Consider the following 19,822-nt stretch of genomic DNA (forward strand, 5'->3'; position numbering starts at 1 on the left):
AAACGCAATATATCGTTTGACAAGCGTTACTTGCGTGACATAAAATCCGCCTCTTAATTTTTTCAGCGATTAATGGTTGTCCGATGAAGACCTTTTCTGCAAAAGCGCATGAAGTAAAGCGCGACTGGTTCGTGGTAGATGCCACGGATCTGGTGCTGGGCCGACTGGCCAGCGAGATTGCCCACCGTCTGCGTGGCAAGCATAAAACGATTTACACTCCGCACGTGGATACGGGCGATTACATTGTCGTGGTTAACGCCGACAAGATCAAAGTAACCGGCAACAAGGCAGGCGACAAGCTGTACCATCGCCACTCTGGTTACCCAGGCGGTATTTCCACCACGACCTTTGCCAAGATGCAAGACCGCTTTCCTGGTCGCGCGCTGGAAAAGGCTGTCAAGGGCATGTTGCCCAAGGGTCCTCTGGGCTATGCCATGTTCCGCAAGCTGAAGGTATATGCTGGTCCTAAGCATGACCACGCGGCACAACAGCCACAACCTTTGACTATTCAAAGCCAAGCGTAAGGATAAACGATGATTGGTAAATATAACTACGGTACTGGCCGCCGCAAAAGCTCGGTAGCTCGTGTCTTCATTAAGTCCGGCAGCGGCAATATCGTTGTTAACGACAAGCCTGTTGACCAGTATTTCTCCCGCGTGACTTCACGCATGATCGTGCGTCAACCACTGGAATTGACCGACAACGTTGCCAGCTTTGACATCATGGTCAATGTGGATGGCGGCGGTGAGTCCGGTCAGGCTGGTGCAGTTCGCCACGGTATTACCCGTGCACTGGTAGATTACGATGCAGCGCTGAAGAGCGCCCTGTCCAAGGCAGGCTTCGTTACCCGCGATGCACGTGAAGTTGAGCGTAAGAAAGTCGGCTTCCGTAAAGCACGTCGTCGTAAACAGTTCTCCAAGCGTTAAGCAGGACTGCTTTACCATGTACAAAAAGCCGCACTTGTGCGGCTTTTTGCTTTTCGCACACTTAATCGGTTTGGTGAGCCCCGCAAGCTTTGATACCATAAGCGCAACAAAGCCAGCTTAAGCTGGCGTTTTATTCATAGAAATCAGGTCATGCAAACATCTAAAATCAAGGTAGGTATTGTAGGCGGCACTGGCTATACCGGTGTTGAGTTGCTAAGAATACTGGCGATCCACCCATCGGTGGAGTTGAGTGTGATTACGTCGCGTGGCGAAGCCGGTTTGCCCGTGGCAGACATGTTTCCCAGTTTGCGCGGCTATATCGACTTGAGTTTTAGTGATCCGGCCAAATCAGACTTGGCCAGCTGTGACCTGGTCTTTTTTGCCACGCCTAATGGTATTGCCATGCAGCAGACCAGAGAATTGCTGGCAGCGGGGGTGCGGATTATCGATCTGGCAGCTGACTTCCGCATTCAGGATGTGGCTACCTGGGAAAAATGGTATGGCATGACCCACGCATGTCCGGAGCTTTTGTCACAGGCGGTATATGGCTTGCCGGAAATGAATCGTGAACAAATCAAGGGTGCGCAGCTGGTGGCAAATCCAGGATGCTATCCCACGGCAGTGCAGCTTGGGTTTATGCCGCTTCTTGAAGCGGGGCTGATTGATCCTCAATACTTGATTGCAGATGCCAAGTCCGGGGTGAGTGGGGCTGGCCGCAAGGCGGAAACGCATATTCTGTTTGCTGAAGCCGGAGACAATTTCAAGGCGTATGGTGTAGCAGGGCATCGCCATTTGCCGGAAATCAGTCAAGGCCTGACCAATATGGCAGGCAAGCCAGTGGGCTTAACCTTTGTGCCGCATCTGACGCCGTTGATTCGGGGTATTCACGCCACTCTGTATGGCCGGCTGAACAAAGAGGCTGATTTGCAGGCTTTATTTGAACAACGCTACGCTAACGAGCGTTTTGTAGACGTGCTGCCCAAGGGAGCACATCCTGAAACGCGTTCGGTAAGGGGCTCCAATCAATGCCGTATTGCTGTGCATAGACCACAAGGCGGTGACACGGTTGTCGTATTGTCGGTTATCGATAACCTGGTCAAGGGGGCTGCCGGGCAGGCTGTGCAAAATATGAACATCATGTTCGGCTTTGCTGAGAATACAGGGCTGGAAATCGTGCCCTTGCTGCCTTAAAAATGCGATCTGTCAAACGCAAGCTACGGCGACACTTCGGTGCGACTGCGCATCGTGTTGCTGTGCGTGCGCATCTGGCCTGGTATTGGTTGCCTTTGACGGCGCTTGTTGCCCTTGTTGTGGGCTATGGTGGGGCCTATGTGCAATTTGCCGGGAGCCAAATCCGTGGCATACATCAAAAATTGGCGGATGTGGATGCACGGAACCAGGTTATGCAGTTCAAGCTCGTGCAGGCTGAGCGCCAATTGCAGGTGGAGCGGGCAGCCCAAGCCAACTTGTCACGAGAGCTGGACAGCGTGCAGGCAGAGAGTATGCGGCTCAAGGAAGATATTGGCTTTTATCAAAATATCTTCAATGAACGCAAGGCTTTACGGGAGATACGTCTTCATACCTTCAAGGTGAATAAAGCGCTGGGCAATGGGGATTATGATTACCACATTCTGCTGATGCAGGCAGGCAACCATGATAAAGTTGTCGATGGTAGCCTGACGTTGACGTTATATGGAGCGCCGGCAGGTGGAGTGGAACCTCAGGCTATCTCGCTACAGGGCAACCCCAATCTGAAACAAAATCTGAGTTTTAAATATTATCAACAGGTGGACGGTAAATTTTCTTTGCCCGCCAATGTCAAATCTGGATATTTATTGCTGGAATTTGTTGAAAAAGGGGCAGCCCGTGCCAATATAAGTGAAAGGGTAGAGATTCCTGCTCAGTAGCGAATACTCAACCATGAAAGGGTCATGATGTTTTCCAGAAACAAGAATAAGCCGCAAAGCCGCATTGATACCTTGATCGGCGTAGAGTCCAGCATCGAGGGTAATGTCAGATTCAATGGAGGGCTGCGGGTTGATGGAAAAATCAAAGGTGATGTGACGGAAGCAGAGGCCAGTGCCTGTACCTTGGTATTAAGCGAGCATGGCAGTATCGATGGGGCCATCAAGGTTGCGCATGCGGTACTGAATGGCAATGTGAACGGCCCGGTTCGTGCCAGTCATTATCTTGAGCTGCAGAGCAAGTCACGCATTGTCGGAGATGTACATTATCAAACGCTGGAAATGCACACGGGCGCTGTCATTGAAGGAAAGCTTGTTTACCTGGGTGACGATAAAGAGTCCCCTGCGCAGGATAATAAAACGCTGGAAGATTGACCTGCTATCAAGTCCGCAGGATAATGATTTTATTAAGAATTTAAGGAGTGTGAAAAATGAACGCGATTACTGAAATGCCAAGCCCTTTGGTCTTTACGGACAACGCTGCCAAGAAAGTAAAGGAATTGATTGAAGAGGAAGGCTCGCCTGACCTCAAACTGCGCGTTTTTGTTAGCGGTGGCGGTTGCTCCGGTTTCCAGTATGGCTTTACTTTTGAAGATACGGTGAACGAAGACGACACCCAGGTGCAGAAAGATACCGTGACACTGCTGATCGACCCTATGAGCCTGCAATATCTGACGGGGGCCGAGATTGATTATCAGGATAGCCTGCAGGGTTCACAGTTTGTGATTCGTAATCCGAATGCGACGACGACCTGCGGTTGCGGTTCGTCTTTCTCGGTATAAATGAACTTGGATTAACCGGGCCCGAAACGGGCCGGCTGATTTCAATCAATAAAAAAGGAGCCTATGGCTCCTTTTTTATTTGGTGCTACATCTACTTAGCGCTGATCAATCGGCACAAAATCGCGGCGGATTGAGCCAGTGTAAAGTTGACGTGGTCGACCGATCTTGGCTTCCGGATCCGACATCATCTCGTTCCACTGTGATACCCAGCCAGCGGTGCGGGCAAGGGCAAAAATTGCGGTGAACATGGAGTTGGGAATTCCCATGGCGCGCATGACGATGCCGGAATAGAAGTCGACATTCGGGTAAAGTCGACGGCTGACAAAATACTCATCTTCCAGCGCAATTTGCTCCAGCTTGAGTGCCAGCTTGAACATTGGATCATCATGCAAGCCGAGCTCATCCAGCACCTGGTGACAGGTTTCACGCATGATGGCCGCACGTGGGTCCATATTGCGATAGACGCGATGCCCAAAACCCATGAGTCGGAAAGAATCCGATTTATCCTTGGCGCGCTTGATGAATTCGCCTATGCGGCTCACATCGCCAATTTCTTCCAGCATGTTCAGGGTGGCTTCGTTTGCACCGCCATGCGCAGGGCCCCAGAGCGACGCAATCCCTGCAGCAATACAGGCGAATGGATTGGCACCGCTGGAGCCTGCCAGGCGCACTGTGGAGGTTGAGGCGTTCTGTTCATGATCCGCATGCAGAATCAGGATGCGATCAAAGGCTTTTGCCAGAATCGGATTCGGTTCATACGTTTCACACGGCGTCGCAAACATCATGTGCATGAAGTTTTCCGCAAAATTGAACCGGTTCTGCGGATACATGAACGGTTCGCCTATATTGTATTTGTAGCTCCAGGCAGCGATGGTTGGCACTTTGGAGAGCAGGCGATAGGCGGATATTTTGCGGCTCTGTGGATCCTTGACATCCATGGCGTCATGATAAAACGCGGACATGGAGCCCACGACGCCCACCATGACAGCCATGGGATGCGCATCACGGCGGAAACCACGGAAAACATTGGTCAGCTGGTCATGCAGCATGGTGTGCTGCGCAATGCTGTCAGTAAACGATTTTTTCTGCGTGGCATCGGGCAATTCCCCGTGCATGAGCAAATACGAGACTTCAAGAAAGTCGCAATTCTTCGCCAATTGCTCAATGGGATAGCCGCGATAGTACAGCAGGCCTTCGTCGCCATCAATAAAGGTGATATTTGAGCTGCACGAGGCTGTCGATAAAAAGCCAGGGTCGTAAGTAAATACGCCGTGCTTGCCGAGATTACGAATATCAATAACGTCGCTGCCTAGGTTGCCTGAAACGACAGGCAATTCAATGGGAGGGGCGCCATTGTCAAAAGTGAGTGTTACTTTGGTGGGCTTTGTCATAGTCATTTTTGTATTTTAGTGAATGCGGCGGTGAATGCCAAATTACCTAGCATAAATCGCGCCCAGAATACGCGGCCCTTTGGCGCCGGTAACTGCTGGCAGGTTGGCAGGTTTGCCTTCCATGCATTGTTGAGCCAGCCATGCAAAGGCTGCCGCCTCCACCCAATTTACGCCTATCCCCAAGCTATCGCTTAAGCGGATCTTGATCGCTGGCAGCACCTCCTGCAAGCGTTCCAGTAGCAGGCTGTTGTGCGCCCCGCCGCCACATATATAAGCCTCGTCCACATTGTCGCAAAAGTCGTTGATGGCATTGGCAATGCTCCTGGCAGTCAGCTCAAGCAAGGTGCGCTGCACATCTTCAGGTGCATATGGATATTCCAGATGTTGCTCCAGCCAGGCCATATTGAAGCTGTCCCTGCCCGTGCTTTTGGGCGGGGATGCACTAAAATAGGGATATTGCAGCCATTGCTGGAGCAATTTTTCGATCACCGTGCCCGTTGCGGCCCATCGGCCCCCTGCATCATATCGCTCGCCCAGATGTTTCTCTGTCCAGGCATCCATCAGCATATTGCCGGGCCCGGAGTCAAAGCCCCTGACCTCGCCTGCGCTTGGCAAGTCTGTAATATTGGCAATCCCACCGATATTGATGACGGCGCGATTCGCTTGTGGGTGAGCAAATACAGCCTGATGAAAGGCGGGCACCAGCGGTGCTCCCTGGCCGCCTGCGGCAACATCACGGCTCCGAAAGTCCGCGATTACTGTCATGTCGAGTAGCTCAGCCAGCAATGCCGCATTGCCCAGTTGCAGCGTAAAACCCAACTCAGGACGATGGCGAATGGTTTGACCGTGACAGCCAATCGCGCGGATACGCGATTTATCAACATACGCACTTGCCAGCAGGGCACGTACTGTCTCGGCGTAAAGATGGGCTAGCTGATTGGCTGCGCTTGCGGCCAGCTCAAGCTCATTATGGGCGGGCGTGTGCAAATCCAGCAATGCAGCACGTAACTCGGCAGAATAAGGAATGGAATAGGTGTGGCGTACATGGCAGCTATGCCCGTCCAATTCCGCAATAACCGCATCGACGCCGTCCATGCTGGTGCCGGACATCATGCCGATATAAAGCTCGGTTGACATAGAACTAGACGATGCTCAAGTGAATACGATATTCACCTGAGCCTGTGAGATGGCAGTCCATGGAAAGGATTACTCGAGAGAGGCAAGGTTGCTGCTGATCAGCAGCTGTAACTGGGCAACCAGCTTGCTGCTGTTGGCCAGAAAGTCAGCTTTGTATTTTGGCGCAATCGGCACAGCGTTAGGCAAGGCCACGGTGAGCGGATCGCGATGCTGGCCGTTCAGTAGAAACTCATAATGAAGATGCGGACCAGTGGCCAAGCCTGTCATGCCCACATAAGCAATGATGTCGCCTTGACTGACTTTGCTGCCGCGATGCAAACCCGCAGCAAATCGGGATAAGTGCCCATATACCGTGCTGATGCCGTTTTGATGGCGCAGCACAACAACATTGCCGTACCCGCTTTTGACACCGACAAAATCCACAACGGCATCGGCGGAGGCTTTGACGCGAGTCCCAATGGGGGCGGCGTAATCGACGCCTTTATGCGCACGCATTTTTTGCAGAATCGGATGGAAACGACCGAGGCTGAAACCAGAACTGATACGGCTGAACTCTAAAGGAGAGCGCAGGAAAGACTTGTGCAGGCTTTTGCCTTCAGGCGTGTAGTAACTGACTTGACCTTCGGGGTTGCGATATCTGACGGCACGATAGGTTTTGCCGTCATTAATGAATTCGGCTGCCAGTACTTGGCCAGTGCGGGCCAGTTCCCCATTCCAGTAGCTCGCTTCATAGACGACCACGAAGCGGTCACCGCGGCGGAGATCGCTATGAAAATCGATATCCGAAGAAAATATCTCGGCCAGTTGTATGGCAATCGCATCAGGAATGCCGGCTTCATCGGTAGCACCGAAAAGCGAGCTTTTGATTTCTGCAGATTTCAGGACAGGATGAGTTTCCATCACTGTTTCAGCGACATGAGCTTCATAGCCGTTCGCGGTTAGTTCTACATGCAGGGTAGAGTTGTTGTCAGTCTGGTATTGCAGCTTTAATAGCTGACCATCCTGATTGGTTTGTGCCTGAATGGATCTGCCGGGGCGCAATTGTGTTGCCAAGGCTCTGGCATCAGGGTTGCGCTTGAGGAATTCAATGGCATCATCATTCGTGATATTGAGCCGAGAAAGTAAGCTGGCGAGGGTATCGTCGCGCCGGATCTGGTCTGCTTGCCAGAACGAACTATTTTGCGCATCCACTTGCACCATCGGCGCAATTGTCTCGGGAAGCTCAATATTTTCGACCACGGTATGGATGTTGATGTCTTGAACCGAAGTCTGTGGCGCAATACCGAATGCCGTGAAAATGCCGAATAGAGGAAGGCTTGAAAAGGCCAATAACCAGCGGAGGCGTAGCTTTCGTTCTTTAAATCTGCGGTTTTGCGATAAAATGCCGGGTTTGGAACTAGGTTCGCTTCGCTGCACTGGAGCTACCTCAAATACATGATAGGGATAGGGGATGCTAACAGAAAACCTATTCCTGGTGAAGGCAAAATGCCAGAGGCATGAAAGATAACAAAGAATGCGTGCTTTAAATGAAGATTTGGCGCTGATCAAGCGCGGATGTGATGAACTGCTGATTGAGCAAGAGCTGGTAGAAAAGCTCAAGCTGGGCCGACCTTTGCGCGTCAAGGCCGGTTTTGATCCCACCGCGCCTGATTTGCATCTGGGGCATACTGTATTGCTCAACAAATTGCGTCAGTTGCAAGAGCTTGGGCATCACGTGCTCTTTTTGATAGGCGATTTCACCGGAATGATCGGCGACCCAACCGGCAAGAGTGCTACTCGGCCACCGCTGACGGCTGAGCAGGTTCAGGAAAATGCCAAATCGTATGAAGCCCAGGTTTTCAAGATATTAAAGCCTGAGCAAACGGAAGTAGTTTTTAACTCTGCCTGGATCAGTCAGCTAGGGGCTGCCGGCATGTTAAAGCTGGCGGCGACACATACTGTCGCCCGCATGCTGGAGCGCGATGATTTCAGCAAGCGATATAAGAATAATCAGCCCATCGCTATTCATGAATTCCTCTATCCTTTATTGCAGGGATATGACTCCGTGGAGCTGAAGGCGGATCTGGAGCTCGGCGGTACGGATCAGAAATTCAACCTGTTAATGGGGCGTGAATTGCAAAAGCATTATGGCCAATCGCCGCAATGCGTGTTGACCATGCCCTTGCTGGAGGGGCTTGATGGCGTGAATAAGATGTCCAAGTCGCTCGGTAACTATATAGGTATAGCGGAACCAGCAAACGACATCTTCAGTAAATTGATGTCCATATCCGATACCTTGATGTGGCGTTATATAGAGCTGCTGTCGTTTGAGTCCATGGAAACCATTGCATCCTGGAAGCAATCGGTAGAGGCGGGTGAAAATCCTCGCAATATAAAAGTAAGGTTTGCCCAGGAACTGGTCACCCGTTTCCATTCTGCCGAAGCCGCAGAGCAGGCGCTGGCAGATTTCTCCCTGCGCTCCAAAGGTGGAATACCGGACGATGTGCCTGAGGTAAGTATCGCCTTGGCGCAGGATCGGATAGGTATTGCCGCCTTGCTGAAGCAGGCCGGGCTGGTCGCAAGCACCTCCGAGGCATTGCGCATGATAGAGCAAGGCGGCGTTAAGCTGGATAGTGAGAAGGTTGAAGATAAGGCTCTGCAACTGGGGGCTGGCGTAACAGTAGTGGCGCAGGTTGGTAAGCGCAAATTTGCCCGCATTACAATCAATCGCGGTCAATTGTAAATAATTTGTAATAATCGCGGATTGGGTATTGACGTCATTCGGCCAATCCGTAGAATGCGCGGCTCGCTTCAACGGCGACGTCGGGCAGGAAATCAAGCAGTAGAAAATTTCCCTTGACCAAATAAATTTGGTCTGTAAAATGCGCAGCTCGCTTGAGAAAGCGGCAGTGCAAAACAGGGCGAAACAAAAGCTTTTATGTTTCGCTTGACCAAGTAAAAACGGTCTGTATAATGCGCGGCTCGCTAGTAACAACGCGGTGTGCAGAGAAGTTAGCAGCAAAATTTCTCTTGACTGAATTAAAACGGTCTGCATAATGCGCACCTCTCAACGGAAGCGTTGATGAGTGAAGGCGAAGTAAGAAGTACCTGCTCTTTAACAAACTGAACAATCGATAGGTGTGAGTGCTTGTGGTTTTGTGAAGTCGGCCCGGTAATGCCGGGTGACACTCAAGATACATAAGTGCTTAACACCTTGAATGAAACTTTGTAGAAATACCCAGATTCATTTGAGAATTAAGCCAAGCGACATACCGACCCCTTTATTGGGGTCACAAGTAATAGTTGGGAATTAAACTGAAGAGTTTGATCCTGGCTCAGATTGAACGCTGGCGGCATGCTTTACACATGCAAGTCGAACGGTAACAGAGAGAAGCTTGCTTCTCTGCTGACGAGTGGCGAACGGGTGAGTAATATATCGGAACGTACCGTATTGTGGGGGATAACTAGTCGAAAGATTAGCTAATACCGCATACGCCCTGAGGGGGAAAGTAGGGGATCTTCGGACCTTACGCAGAACGAGCGGCCGATATCTGATTAGCTAGTTGGTGGGGTAAAGGCCCACCAAGGCGACGATCAGTAGCTGGTCTGAGAGGACGACCAGCCACACTGGAACTGAGACACGGTCCAGACTCCTACGGGAGGCAGCAGTGGGGAATTTTGGACAATGGGCGCAAGCCTGATCCAGCCATGCCGCGTGAGTGAAGAAGGCCTTCGGGTTGTAAAGCTCTTTCGCAAGGAAAGAAAACTTACTCGCTAATACCGGGTGAGGATGACGGTACCTTGATAAGAAGCACCGGCTAACTACGTGCCAGCAGCCGCGGTAATACGTAGGGTGCGAGCGTTAATCGGAATTACTGGGCGTAAAGCGAGCGCAGGCGGTTTTGTAAGTCAGATGTGAAAGCCCCGGGCTCAACCTGGGAACTGCGTTTGAAACTGCAAGGCTAGAGTATGGGAGAGGGGGGTAGAATTCCACGTGTAGCAGTGAAATGCGTAGAGATGTGGAGGAATACCAATGGCGAAGGCAGCCCCCTGGCCTAATACTGACGCTCATGCTCGAAAGCGTGGGGAGCAAACAGGATTAGATACCCTGGTAGTCCACGCCCTAAACGATGTCTACTAGTTGTTGGTGGAGTAAAATCCATTAGTAACGCAGCTAACGCGTGAAGTAGACCGCCTGGGGAGTACGGTCGCAAGATTAAAACTCAAAGGAATTGACGGGGGCCCGCACAAGCGGTGGATTATGTGGATTAATTCGATGCAACGCGAAAAACCTTACCTGGCCTTGACATGCTACTAACGAAGCAGAGATGCATTAGGTGCCCGAAAGGGAAAGTAGACACAGGTGCTGCATGGCTGTCGTCAGCTCGTGTCGTGAGATGTTGGGTTAAGTCCCGCAACGAGCGCAACCCTTGCCAATAATTGCCATCATTTAGTTGGGCACTTTATTGGGACTGCCGGTGACAAACCGGAGGAAGGTGGGGATGACGTCAAGTCCTCATGGCCCTTATGGCCAGGGCTTCACACGTAATACAATGGTCGGTACAGAGGGTTGCCAACCCGCGAGGGGGAGCCAATCCCAGAAAGCCGATCGTAGTCCGGATTGCAGTCTGCAACTCGACTGCATGAAGTCGGAATCGCTAGTAATCGCGGATCAGCATGTCGCGGTGAATACGTTCCCGGGCCTTGTACACACCGCCCGTCACACCATGGGAGTGGGTTCTACCAGAAGTAGTTAGTCTAACCGCAAGGGGGACGATTACCACGGTAGGATTCATGACTGGGGTGAAGTCGTAACAAGGTAGCCGTATCGGAAGGTGCGGCTGGATCACCTCCTTTCTAGAGAAAATCCGAAGCTGCAAGCATTCACACTTATCGGTTGTTCAAGAGCACATCAAGGAATGGCCTTAGAAGGGTCTGTAGCTCAGCTGGTTAGAGCACCGTCTTGATAAGGCGGGGGTCGTTGGTTCGAGCCCAACCAGACCCACCAGATTCACCCGAGTAGGGGGATTAGCTCAGCTGGGAGAGCACCTGCTTTGCAAGCAGGGGGTCGTCGGTTCGATCCCGTCATCCTCCACCACTACCTTGATGAAGAAGTTAGAAATAAGTGCAGGTTGCTGTATTTATTTCTGGCTTTTAAAGCCGGATTGATCTTTAACAAAATGGAAGAAGTAAAGAGAACACAAGAACTTTGTGATGAGGTTCTGAGTGTTCAAATGGGTAATTGATTGCAGAAATCAAAACATTTGAGCTCGTTTAGTTCGAAAGAAATAAGCGGATTCAAATAAGTTGCTTTAGAAGCAAGCCTATAGCGGACCGACTACTACTCGTTGGTCGCGAGATTTGAGTTTAAAAGGGCTCAGGTTTTAACGTTATAGGGTCAAGCGAATAAGTGCATGTGGTGGATGCCTTGGCGATTACAGGCGATGAAGGACGTGGTAGCCTGCGAAAAGTCTCGGGGAGCTGGCAAATAAGCTTTGATCCGGGAATGTCCGAATGGGGAAACCCACCCGCAAGGGTATCGCTCTCTGAATATATAGGAGAAGCGAAGCGAACCGAGTGAACTGAAACATCTAAGTAGCTCGAGGAAAAGAAATCAACCGAGATTCCGGAAGTAGTGGCGAGCGAACCCGGAAAAGCCTGTTATTTTTAGCAGACGCGATAGTAGAACGGAATGGAAAGTCCGGCCATAGCGGGTGATAGCCCCGTATACGAAATCCCGTTTGTGGAACTAGGATAACGACAAGTAGGGCGGGACACGTGAAATCCTGTCTGAACATGGGGGGACCATCCTCCAAGGCTAAATACTCGTAATCGACCGATAGTGAACCAGTACCGTGAGGGAAAGGCGAAAAGAACCCCGGGAGGGGAGTGAAATAGAACCTGAAACCGCATGCATACAAACAGTGGGAGCCTCGTAAGGGGTGACTGCGTACCTTTTGTATAATGGGTCAGCGACTTACATTCAGTAGCAAGCTTAACCGATAGGGGAGGCGTAGCGAAAGCGAGTCCGAATAGGGCGATAGTTGCTGGGTGTAGACCCGAAACCAAGTGATCTATCCATGGCCAGGATGAAGGTGCCGTAACAGGTACTGGAGGTCCGAACCCACTAATGTTGAAAAATTAGGGGATGAGCTGTGGATAGGGGTGAAAGGCTAAACAAACTTGGAAATAGCTGGTTCTCTCCGAAAACTATTTAGGTAGTGCCTCGTGTCTCACTCTTGGGGGTAGAGCACTGTTATGGCTAGGGGGCTCATAAGAGCTTACCAAACCATTGCAAACTCCGAATACCGAGAAGTGCAATCACGGGAGACAGACCATGGGTGCTAACGTCCGTGGTCAAGAGGGAAACAACCCAGACCGCCAGCTAAGGTCCCTAATGACGTGCTAAGTGGAAAACGAAGTGGGAAGGCACAGACAGCCAGGAGGTTGGCTTAGAAGCAGCCATCCTTTAAAGAAAGCGTAATAGCTCACTGGTCGAGTCGTCCCGCGCGGAAGATGTAACGGGGCTAAGCACGTAACCGAAGCTGCGGATGCATATTTATATGCATGGTAGGAGAGCGTTCTGTAGGCCTGCGAAGGTGTTCTGTGAGGAATGCTGGAGGTATCAGAAGTGCGAATGCTGACATGAGTAGCGATAAAGGGAGTGAAAAGCTCCCTCGCCGAAAGCCCAAGGTTTCCTGCGCAACGTTCATCGGCGCAGGGTGAGTCGGCCCCTAAGGTGAGGCAGAGATGCGTAGCTGATGGGAAACAGGTTAATATTCCTGTACCTCAATGTAATGCGATGTGGGGACGGAGAAGGTTAGGTCAGCCATCTGTTGGAATAGGTGGTTTAAGCGTGTAGGGAGATCCTTTAGGCAAATCCGGAGGGTCAATTCTGAGGCGTGACGACGAGTGCACTTGTGCACGAAGTGATTGATACCAAGCTTCCAAGAAAAGCCACTAAGCTTCAGTTATATTGAGACCGTACCGCAAACCGACACAGGTGGGCAGGATGAGAATTCTAAGGCGCTTGAGAGAACCCGGGAGAAGGAACTCGGCAAATTAGCACCGTAACTTCGGGAGAAGGTGCGCCCCGGTAGGTTGTAGAGATTTACTCTCGAAGGCCGATGGGGTTGCAGTGAAAAGGTGGCTGCGACTGTTTAATAAAAACACAGCACTGTGCAAACACGAAAGTGGACGTATACGGTGTGACGCCTGCCCGGTGCCGGAAGGTTAAATGATGGGGTGCAAGCTCTTGATTGAAGCCCCGGTAAACGGCGGCCGTAACTATAACGGTCCTAAGGTAGCGAAATTCCTTGTCGGGTAAGTTCCGACCCGCACGAATGGCGTAACGATGGCCACACTGTCTCCTCTCGGGACTCAGCGAAGTTGAAATGTTTGTGAAGATGCAATCTACCCGCGGCTAGACGGAAAGACCCCATGAACCTTTACTGTAGCTTTACATTGGACTTTGACAAGATTTGTGTAGGATAGGTGGGAGACTTTGAAGCAGGGACGCCAGTTCTTGTGGAGTCAACCTTGAAATACCACCCTGATGTTGTTGAGGTTCTAACCTAGGTCCATTATCTGGATCGGGGACCGTGTATGGTGGGCAGTTTGACTGGGGCGGTCTCCTCCCAAAGAGTAACGGAGGAGTGCGAAGGTAACCTAGGTACGGTCGGAAATCGTACTGATAGTGCAATGGCATAAGGTTGCTTGACTGCGAGACGGACAGGTCGAGCAGGTGCGAAAGCAGGTCATAGTGATCCGGTGGTTCTGTATGGAAGGGCCATCGCTCAACGGATAAAAGGTACTCTGGGGATAACAGGCTGATTCCTCCCAAGAGTTCATATCGACGGGGGAGTTTGGCACCTCGATGTCGGCTCATCACATCCTGGGGCTGTAGCCGGTCCCAAGGGTATGGCTGTTCGCCATTTAAAGTGGTACGTGAGCTGGGTTTAAAACGTCGTGAGACAGTTTGGTCCCTATCTGCCGTGGGCGTTGGAAGTTTGAGGGGGGCTGCTCCTAGTACGAGAGGACCGGAGTGGACGGATCTCTGGTGGACCGGTTGTCATGCCAATGGCATAGCCGGGTAGCTAAATCCGGAAGAGATAAACGCTGAAAGCATCTAAGCGTGAAACTTGCCTCAAGATGAGACTTCCCTGTGCTTTAAGCACACTAAAGAGTCGTTCGAGACCAGGACGTTGATAGGACGGATGTGGAAGTGCAGTAATGCATTAAGCTGACCGTTACTAATTGCTCGTGAGGCTTGATCCTATAACCTTGAAACTTGAGTTCAAGGTTGCTCTAAAGCGCAATCAATACGCATACTTTACTTCTTCTGTTTTTTAAAGACGCTTGTCTGCAAGGACAAGGTCAGCGTGTTCGAACGAACATGCAAAGCTTAACAGGGCTTGAATGCATCATCTCAAGCACTACCGGTTATGCTTGGCGGCCATAGCGAATTGGAACCACCCCTTCCCATCTCGAACAGGGCCGTGAAACGATTCTGCGCCAATGATAGTATACTTCTCGTATGCGAAAGTAGGTCACCGCCAAGCTTCTCCGGTTATGCTTGGCGGCCATAGCGAATTGGAACCACCCCTTCCCATCTCGAACAGGGCCGTGAAACGATTCTGCGCCAATGATAGTATACTTCTCGTATGCGAAAGTAGGTCACCGCCAAGCTTCTTATATATACTTGCCTTTGGTAAGTTTTTAGAAAAGCCCTCATTAGAGGGCTTTTCTATTTGTGCTATCTTGTATTATCAATTCATTGAATTGATTGATATAATGTATTTTTGATGGGCGTAAGCCCATTTTTTGTTTCTGTAGAGGATAAAAGGCATCTCGAATGCAGGATTTGTATTCATTATTGGAAAAATCTGTCAGCCAGCTTGGTTATGAGTTGGTGGATGTCGAGATTTCTAACCGGGGCAAGCTGATCCGATTATTTATTGATAAACCTGAGGGTATCAATATTGATGATTGTGTACTCGTCAGTAACCAGCTAGGTAATGTGCTCGCGGTAGAAAACGATATTGACTATGACCGGCTCGAGGTTTCGTCGCCTGGCTTGGATCGTGTCTTAAAGAAAGATGCCGATTTCATCCGCTTTACTGGTGAGCGTGCGCAAGTGAAATTGCGTATCCCAGTGGATAACCGGAAGAATTTTATTGGGATTTTGCAAGGTATTGAGCAGGATAACCTGTTGATTGAACAGGAAGGGGTGCTGCATCGCCTTGCCTTGTCCAATATAGACAAGGCTAGACTGGCACCTGAGTTTAAATAATTTAAGTACCTGTTGTGATACAGATTTTAGGCGGAGATTTGAAATGAGTCGCGAAATATTATTATTGGTAGATGCGCTGGCCCACGAGAAAAATGTGGCCAAGGAAGTGATCTTTACAGCGCTGGAACTGGCGCTGGCCTCTGCAACCAAAAAGCGCTTTACCGAAGATGCAGATGTTCGTGTCGAAATTGAGCGAGATAGCGGCAATTATCATTCATTCCGCCGCTGGCAGATTGTTTCTGATGATGATCTGGAAAATCCTGCTGCGCAGATGTATACGGATGATGAGCGTGCTGAAGGCTTGAATCTCGGCGATTATTATGAAGAGCCGCTGGAATCTGTTGAGTTTGGGCGCATTGGTGCCCAGGCAGCAAAACAAGTTATTTTGCAAAAAGTGCGTGAGGCCGAGCGTGAGCAGATTCTGAATGATTTTCTGGCGCGTAAAGAGCATTTGGTGACAGGTGTCATCAAGCGCATGGAAAAGGGTAACGCGATTATTGAAGTGGGTCGCATTGAGTCTGTGCTGCCACGTGATCAAATGATCCCCAAGGAGAATTTGCGCGTTGGTGATCGCGTGCGTGCATATTTGTCGCGAATCGAACGTACCGGACGCGGCCCGCAGTTGGTGCTTTCCCGTATCGCCCCTGAATTCTTGATCAAACTGTTCGAGCTTGAGGTGCCGGAAATTGAAGAGGGTCTGCTTGAGATCAAATCTGCTTCTCGCGACCCAGGTTTGCGTTCCAAAATTGCCGTTAAATCGAATGATCAGCGTCTGGACCCTGTCGGCACTTGCGTCGGCATGCGCGGTTCACGTGTACAAGCCGTCACCGGTGAGCTGGCTGGCGAACGTGTAGATATTGTTTTATGGTCCATGGAGCCAGCGCAGTTTGTCATTAACGCAATGGCGCCGGCCGAAGTCTCCAGCATTGTCGTGGATGAAGATGCACACAGCATGGATGTGGTCGTGGATGAAGAGCAGCTGGCACAAGCGATTGGCCGTAATGGTCAAAATGTTCGCCTTGCCTCTGAGCTGACCGGTTGGACATTGAATATTCTGACCGAAGCCGAAGCTGCTCAAAAACATGAAGAAGAATATACCAAGACACGTCAGCTCTTTATAGACAAGCTGGATGTTGATGAAGAAGTTGCCGATATCCTGGTGCAAGAAGGTTTCAACACACTGGAAGAAATTGCCTATGTGCCTATCGCTGAAATGAGCGAAATTGATGCCTTCGATGAAGAAACAATCAACGAATTGCGCAAGCGCGCACGCGCAGCCTTGTTAACCGAAGCCATTGCCAAGGAAGAGAAGCTGGAAGAGGCTTCGGAAAGCTTGCTGACAATGGACGGCATGGATGATGCTACAGCGCATTTGCTGGCATCCAAGGGCGTTTCCACGATGGAAGACCTGGCAGACCTGGCTGTTGATGAATTGATGGAAATGGCCAACATGGATGCGGAACGTGCCAAGCAGTTGATCATGACGGCACGTGCGCCATGGTTTGCGTAAGCAAATCATGAAATTGAATTTCAGTTAGACGCAACAACGTTTGTAATTAAATGAACAGTGGTATGCGTAAGATGAGGATGGAGTAACAGGATGGGACAAACAAGCGTAGCACAATTTGCCAGTGAGTTAGGGCTGCCGGCCGAGCTGTTGTTGGAGCAATTAAGAGGGGCTGGGGTAAATAAGGCTGCGGCGGATGACACCTTGACTGAGCATGACAAAACCTCATTGCTGGAGTTTTTGCGCAAGGAGCATGGCGCCCAGGCACCAAAAAACAAAATTACCCTTACGCGCCGCCAGAATACCGAAATCAAAAAGACGGACAGCAGTGGCAAGGCCAGAACCATTCAGGTGGAAGTGCGTAAAAAACGTGTCTTGGTACGTCGCGATCCATCCTTGCCTGAGCAAGATGATCAGGGCAACGAGTTTATTCCTGAATCTCAGGCTGAGCTTGAAGTTCAAGAATATGAAACCGTTGCTGAAACTCCCGTAGCCGAGCCGGTTGTTGAAGAGATTGTGCGCGAAGAGCCAGTTGCCGAACCGGAGCCAATTGCGGTTGTTGAAGCTGAAGCACCGGCGATCGTAGAAGAGCCCGAAGTTATTGCGGAGCCTGTTACGGCTGCCGAGGTAACTGCTGAACCCGCTGCTGCTCCCGCATCTGGTGGGCGTATCAGTGTGCTGAGTCCTGAGCAAATCGCCAAACGCGAAGAAGAAGCGCGTCGTCACGCCGCGCTGGTTGCTATTCAAACGGCTGAGTTGCGCAAGAAGCAGGAAATCCTGCAGAAGCGTCAGGAAGAAGAAGCCAAGAAAGCTGCAGCGGCCGCTGCAGAAGCCGCCAAGCCTGCCAAGGTTGAAGGTACGCTGCATAAGCCAGCGGTCAAGGATGCTACCAAAGCTGATGATAAGGGCGCTAAAAAAGGCAGCAAAAATAACAAAGACTGGGCAGACGCCGAAAACAAGAAGCGCGGTATTAAAACGCGCGGCGATGCTGCGCCTACACAAGGCTGGCGTACTCACAAGTCCAAGTCAAAATCCCACCGGGATGAAGATCAGCAACACGCGTTTAATGCGCCTACTGAGCCGATTGTGCATGAGGTGCTCGTCCCTGAAACAATTTCAGTCGCTGATCTTGCACACAAGATGGCGGTTAAAGCCAGTGAAGTGATCAAGGTGCTCATGAAAATGGGCATGATGGTAACCATCAATCAGGTTCTGGATCAAGAAACGGCCATTATCCTGGTAGAGGAAATGGGTCACGTTGCCAAAGCGGCAGCGGCAAATGATCCGGAAACCTTCCTGGAAGAGCACGATCATGCTGAAGCCATTCAGGAGGCCCGTCCTCCCGTTGTTACCGTCATGGGTCACGTTGACCACGGTAAAACATCCTTGCTGGACTACATTCGCCGTAGCCGTGTGGCTTCCGGTGAGGCTGGCGGCATTACGCAGCATATTGGCGCGTACCACGTTGAAACCCCACGCGGCATGGTGACCTTCCTGGATACGCCAGGTCACGAAGCCTTTACCGCAATGCGTGCTCGTGGCGCCAAGGCTACCGATGTGGTTATTCTGGTCGTCGCTGCCGATGACGGTGTGATGCCACAAACGATTGAAGCCGTTCACCATGCTAAGGCTGCAGGTGTGCCGGTTGTGGTCGCGGTAAATAAAATAGATAAGCCGGATGCCAATCCAGAGCGCGTCAAGCAAGAGCTGGTAACGCACGAGGTGGTCCCTGAAGACTGGGGCGGCGATACCATGTTTGTTGAAGTCTCAGCCAAGGCTGGCACCGGGATCGATGAACTGTTGGAAGCCGTGCTGTTGCAAGCAGAAGTGCTGGAGCTGAAAGCGCCAAAGAACACCCCTGCCAAGGGCCTGGTAATTGAAGGTCGCCTGGACAAGGGCCGTGGCCCGGTTTCTACCATTCTGGTTCAATCCGGCACTCTGCGTCGTGGCGATATGTTGCTTGCAGGTACCGCGTTTGGCCGCGTGCGCGCCATGTTGGATGAAGCGGGCAATGACATCAAGGAAGCGGGTCCTTCTATCCCGGTAGAGATTCTCGGTTTATCCGATGTGCCATCCGCAGGTGAGGAAGTGATCGTGCTGAATGATGAGCGCAAGGCACGTGAGATCGCCTTGTTCCGTCAAGGTAAATTCCGCGACGTGAAGCTGGCCAAGCAGCAAGCTGCCAAGCTCGAGAATATGTTCGAGCAAATGGCCGAAGGCGAAGTGAAGGTGCTGCCGCTGATCATCAAATCCGATGTGCAGGGTTCATACGAAGCTCTGGCAACTTCCTTGCAAAAGCTCTCTACCAACGAAGTCAAGGTCAACATCATACATACCGGTGTGGGTGCAATCAGCGAGTCTGACGTCAACCTGGCAGCAGCATCCAAGGCTGTTGTCATTGGCTTTAACGTCCGTGCGGATGCCGGTGCTCGCAAGCTGATCGACTCTTCGGGTGTGGATGTTCGTTACTACAACATCATTTACGAAGCAGTGGATGAAGTGAAAGCCGCCCTGGGTGGCATGTTGTCACCGGAGCAGAAGGAATCCATGATCGGTACCGTGGAAATTCGCGAAGTGTTCCGTATTTCCAAGGTGGGTGCGGTCGCGGGTTGCTATGTGAGCGATGGTGTTATCCGCCGTTCATCCAAGGTGCGTGTCCTGCGCGATAACGTGGTGATTCATACTGGCGAGCTGGATTCGCTGAAGCGCTTCAAGGATGACGTGAAGGAAGTGAAATCCAATTTTGAATGCGGTTTGTCACTGAAGAATTTCAATGATATTGAAGTGGGTGACACGCTGGAAGTATTTGAAATTGTTGAAGTTGCCAGAACGTTGTAAGGTCAG

Annotated in this window: 13 protein-coding genes, 2 tRNA genes and 4 rRNA genes; 16 read left to right on the forward strand and 3 right to left on the reverse strand. The window is 51.0% G+C overall.

Features of this window, described 5'->3' with window-relative positions; translation table 11 throughout:
- The first annotated feature begins 83 nt into the window (after positions 1-83).
- The 6 genes from rplM (at position 84) to erpA (ending at position 3,672) form a co-directional block, all read left to right on the forward strand.
- Positions 84-524: a 50S ribosomal protein L13 gene (gene rplM, locus MPQ_RS00275; RefSeq protein ID WP_013440883.1), complete on the forward strand. Its 441-nt coding sequence runs from the start codon at positions 84-86 to the stop codon at positions 522-524.
- Between the two features lie 9 nt (positions 525-533).
- Positions 534-926, forward strand: coding sequence for a 30S ribosomal protein S9 (gene rpsI / locus MPQ_RS00280; protein ID WP_013440884.1), 393 nt, complete (start codon positions 534-536; stop codon positions 924-926).
- A gap of 150 nt (positions 927-1,076) precedes the next feature.
- Positions 1,077-2,117, forward strand: a complete 1,041-nt coding sequence (gene argC / locus MPQ_RS00285; protein ID WP_013440885.1) for an N-acetyl-gamma-glutamyl-phosphate reductase — start codon at positions 1,077-1,079, stop codon at positions 2,115-2,117.
- A gap of 2 nt (positions 2,118-2,119) precedes the next feature.
- On the forward strand, positions 2,120-2,833 hold the full coding sequence (locus tag MPQ_RS00290) for a DUF6776 family protein (protein ID WP_041361895.1): 714 nt from the start codon (positions 2,120-2,122) through the stop codon (positions 2,831-2,833).
- A gap of 27 nt (positions 2,834-2,860) precedes the next feature.
- Positions 2,861-3,265: a polymer-forming cytoskeletal protein gene (locus MPQ_RS00295; protein WP_015829101.1), complete on the forward strand. Its 405-nt coding sequence runs from the start codon at positions 2,861-2,863 to the stop codon at positions 3,263-3,265.
- Between the two features lie 56 nt (positions 3,266-3,321).
- On the forward strand, positions 3,322-3,672 hold the full coding sequence (gene erpA / locus MPQ_RS00300) for an iron-sulfur cluster insertion protein ErpA (RefSeq protein ID WP_013440888.1): 351 nt from the start codon (positions 3,322-3,324) through the stop codon (positions 3,670-3,672).
- 95 nt (positions 3,673-3,767) lie between these two features.
- Here the strand turns inward: erpA and gltA are convergent, their stop codons facing one another.
- The 3 genes from gltA to MPQ_RS00315 form a co-directional block, all read right to left on the reverse strand.
- Complete coding sequence (gene gltA, locus MPQ_RS00305) at positions 3,768-5,063, reverse strand: citrate synthase (RefSeq protein ID WP_013440889.1); 1,296 nt, start codon at positions 5,061-5,063, stop codon at positions 3,768-3,770.
- A gap of 42 nt (positions 5,064-5,105) precedes the next feature.
- Positions 5,106-6,200: an anhydro-N-acetylmuramic acid kinase gene (locus tag MPQ_RS00310; RefSeq protein ID WP_013440890.1), complete on the reverse strand. Its 1,095-nt coding sequence runs from the start codon at positions 6,198-6,200 to the stop codon at positions 5,106-5,108.
- 69 nt (positions 6,201-6,269) lie between these two features.
- Positions 6,270-7,616 (reverse strand): OapA family protein, encoded by a 1,347-nt coding sequence (locus MPQ_RS00315; protein WP_015829104.1) that lies wholly within the window; start codon positions 7,614-7,616, stop codon positions 6,270-6,272.
- Between the two features lie 97 nt (positions 7,617-7,713).
- Between MPQ_RS00315 and tyrS the strand changes: the two genes are divergently transcribed.
- From tyrS to infB, 10 genes are all read left to right on the forward strand, one after another.
- Positions 7,714-8,922 carry a tyrosine--tRNA ligase gene (tyrS, locus tag MPQ_RS00320; RefSeq protein WP_013440892.1) on the forward strand — a complete coding sequence of 403 codons (1,209 nt, stop codon included), beginning with the start codon at positions 7,714-7,716 and terminating at the stop codon, positions 8,920-8,922.
- 569 nt (positions 8,923-9,491) lie between these two features.
- Positions 9,492-11,036 (forward strand): 16S ribosomal RNA (locus tag MPQ_RS00325).
- A 74-nt stretch (positions 11,037-11,110) separates the two neighbouring features.
- Positions 11,111-11,187 (forward strand) — tRNA-Ile (locus MPQ_RS00330).
- A gap of 14 nt (positions 11,188-11,201) precedes the next feature.
- Positions 11,202-11,277 (forward strand) — tRNA-Ala (locus MPQ_RS00335).
- Between the two features lie 298 nt (positions 11,278-11,575).
- Positions 11,576-14,456 (forward strand): 23S ribosomal RNA (locus MPQ_RS00340).
- 170 nt (positions 14,457-14,626) lie between these two features.
- A 5S ribosomal RNA gene (gene rrf / locus MPQ_RS00345) occupies positions 14,627-14,740 on the forward strand.
- A gap of 13 nt (positions 14,741-14,753) precedes the next feature.
- Positions 14,754-14,867, forward strand: a 5S ribosomal RNA gene (gene rrf, locus MPQ_RS00350).
- The 16S, 23S and 5S rRNA genes sit together here with 2 tRNA genes alongside, the layout of an rRNA operon.
- A 166-nt stretch (positions 14,868-15,033) precedes the next feature.
- The gene (gene rimP / locus MPQ_RS00355; RefSeq protein WP_013440893.1) at positions 15,034-15,471 is read left to right on the forward strand and encodes a ribosome maturation factor RimP; all 438 of its coding nucleotides are present in this window, start codon (positions 15,034-15,036) and stop codon (positions 15,469-15,471) included.
- Positions 15,472-15,514: 43 nt separating this feature from the next.
- Complete coding sequence (gene nusA / locus MPQ_RS00360; RefSeq protein WP_013440894.1) at positions 15,515-16,981, forward strand: transcription termination factor NusA; 1,467 nt, start codon at positions 15,515-15,517, stop codon at positions 16,979-16,981.
- A gap of 90 nt (positions 16,982-17,071) precedes the next feature.
- Positions 17,072-19,816, forward strand: coding sequence for a translation initiation factor IF-2 (gene infB, locus MPQ_RS00365; protein ID WP_013440895.1), 2,745 nt, complete (start codon positions 17,072-17,074; stop codon positions 19,814-19,816).
- Positions 19,817-19,822 lie beyond the last annotated feature (6 nt).

The organism is Methylovorus sp. MP688 (assembly GCF_000183115.1).
Lineage (GTDB): Bacteria > Pseudomonadota > Gammaproteobacteria > Burkholderiales > Methylophilaceae > Methylovorus > Methylovorus glucosotrophus.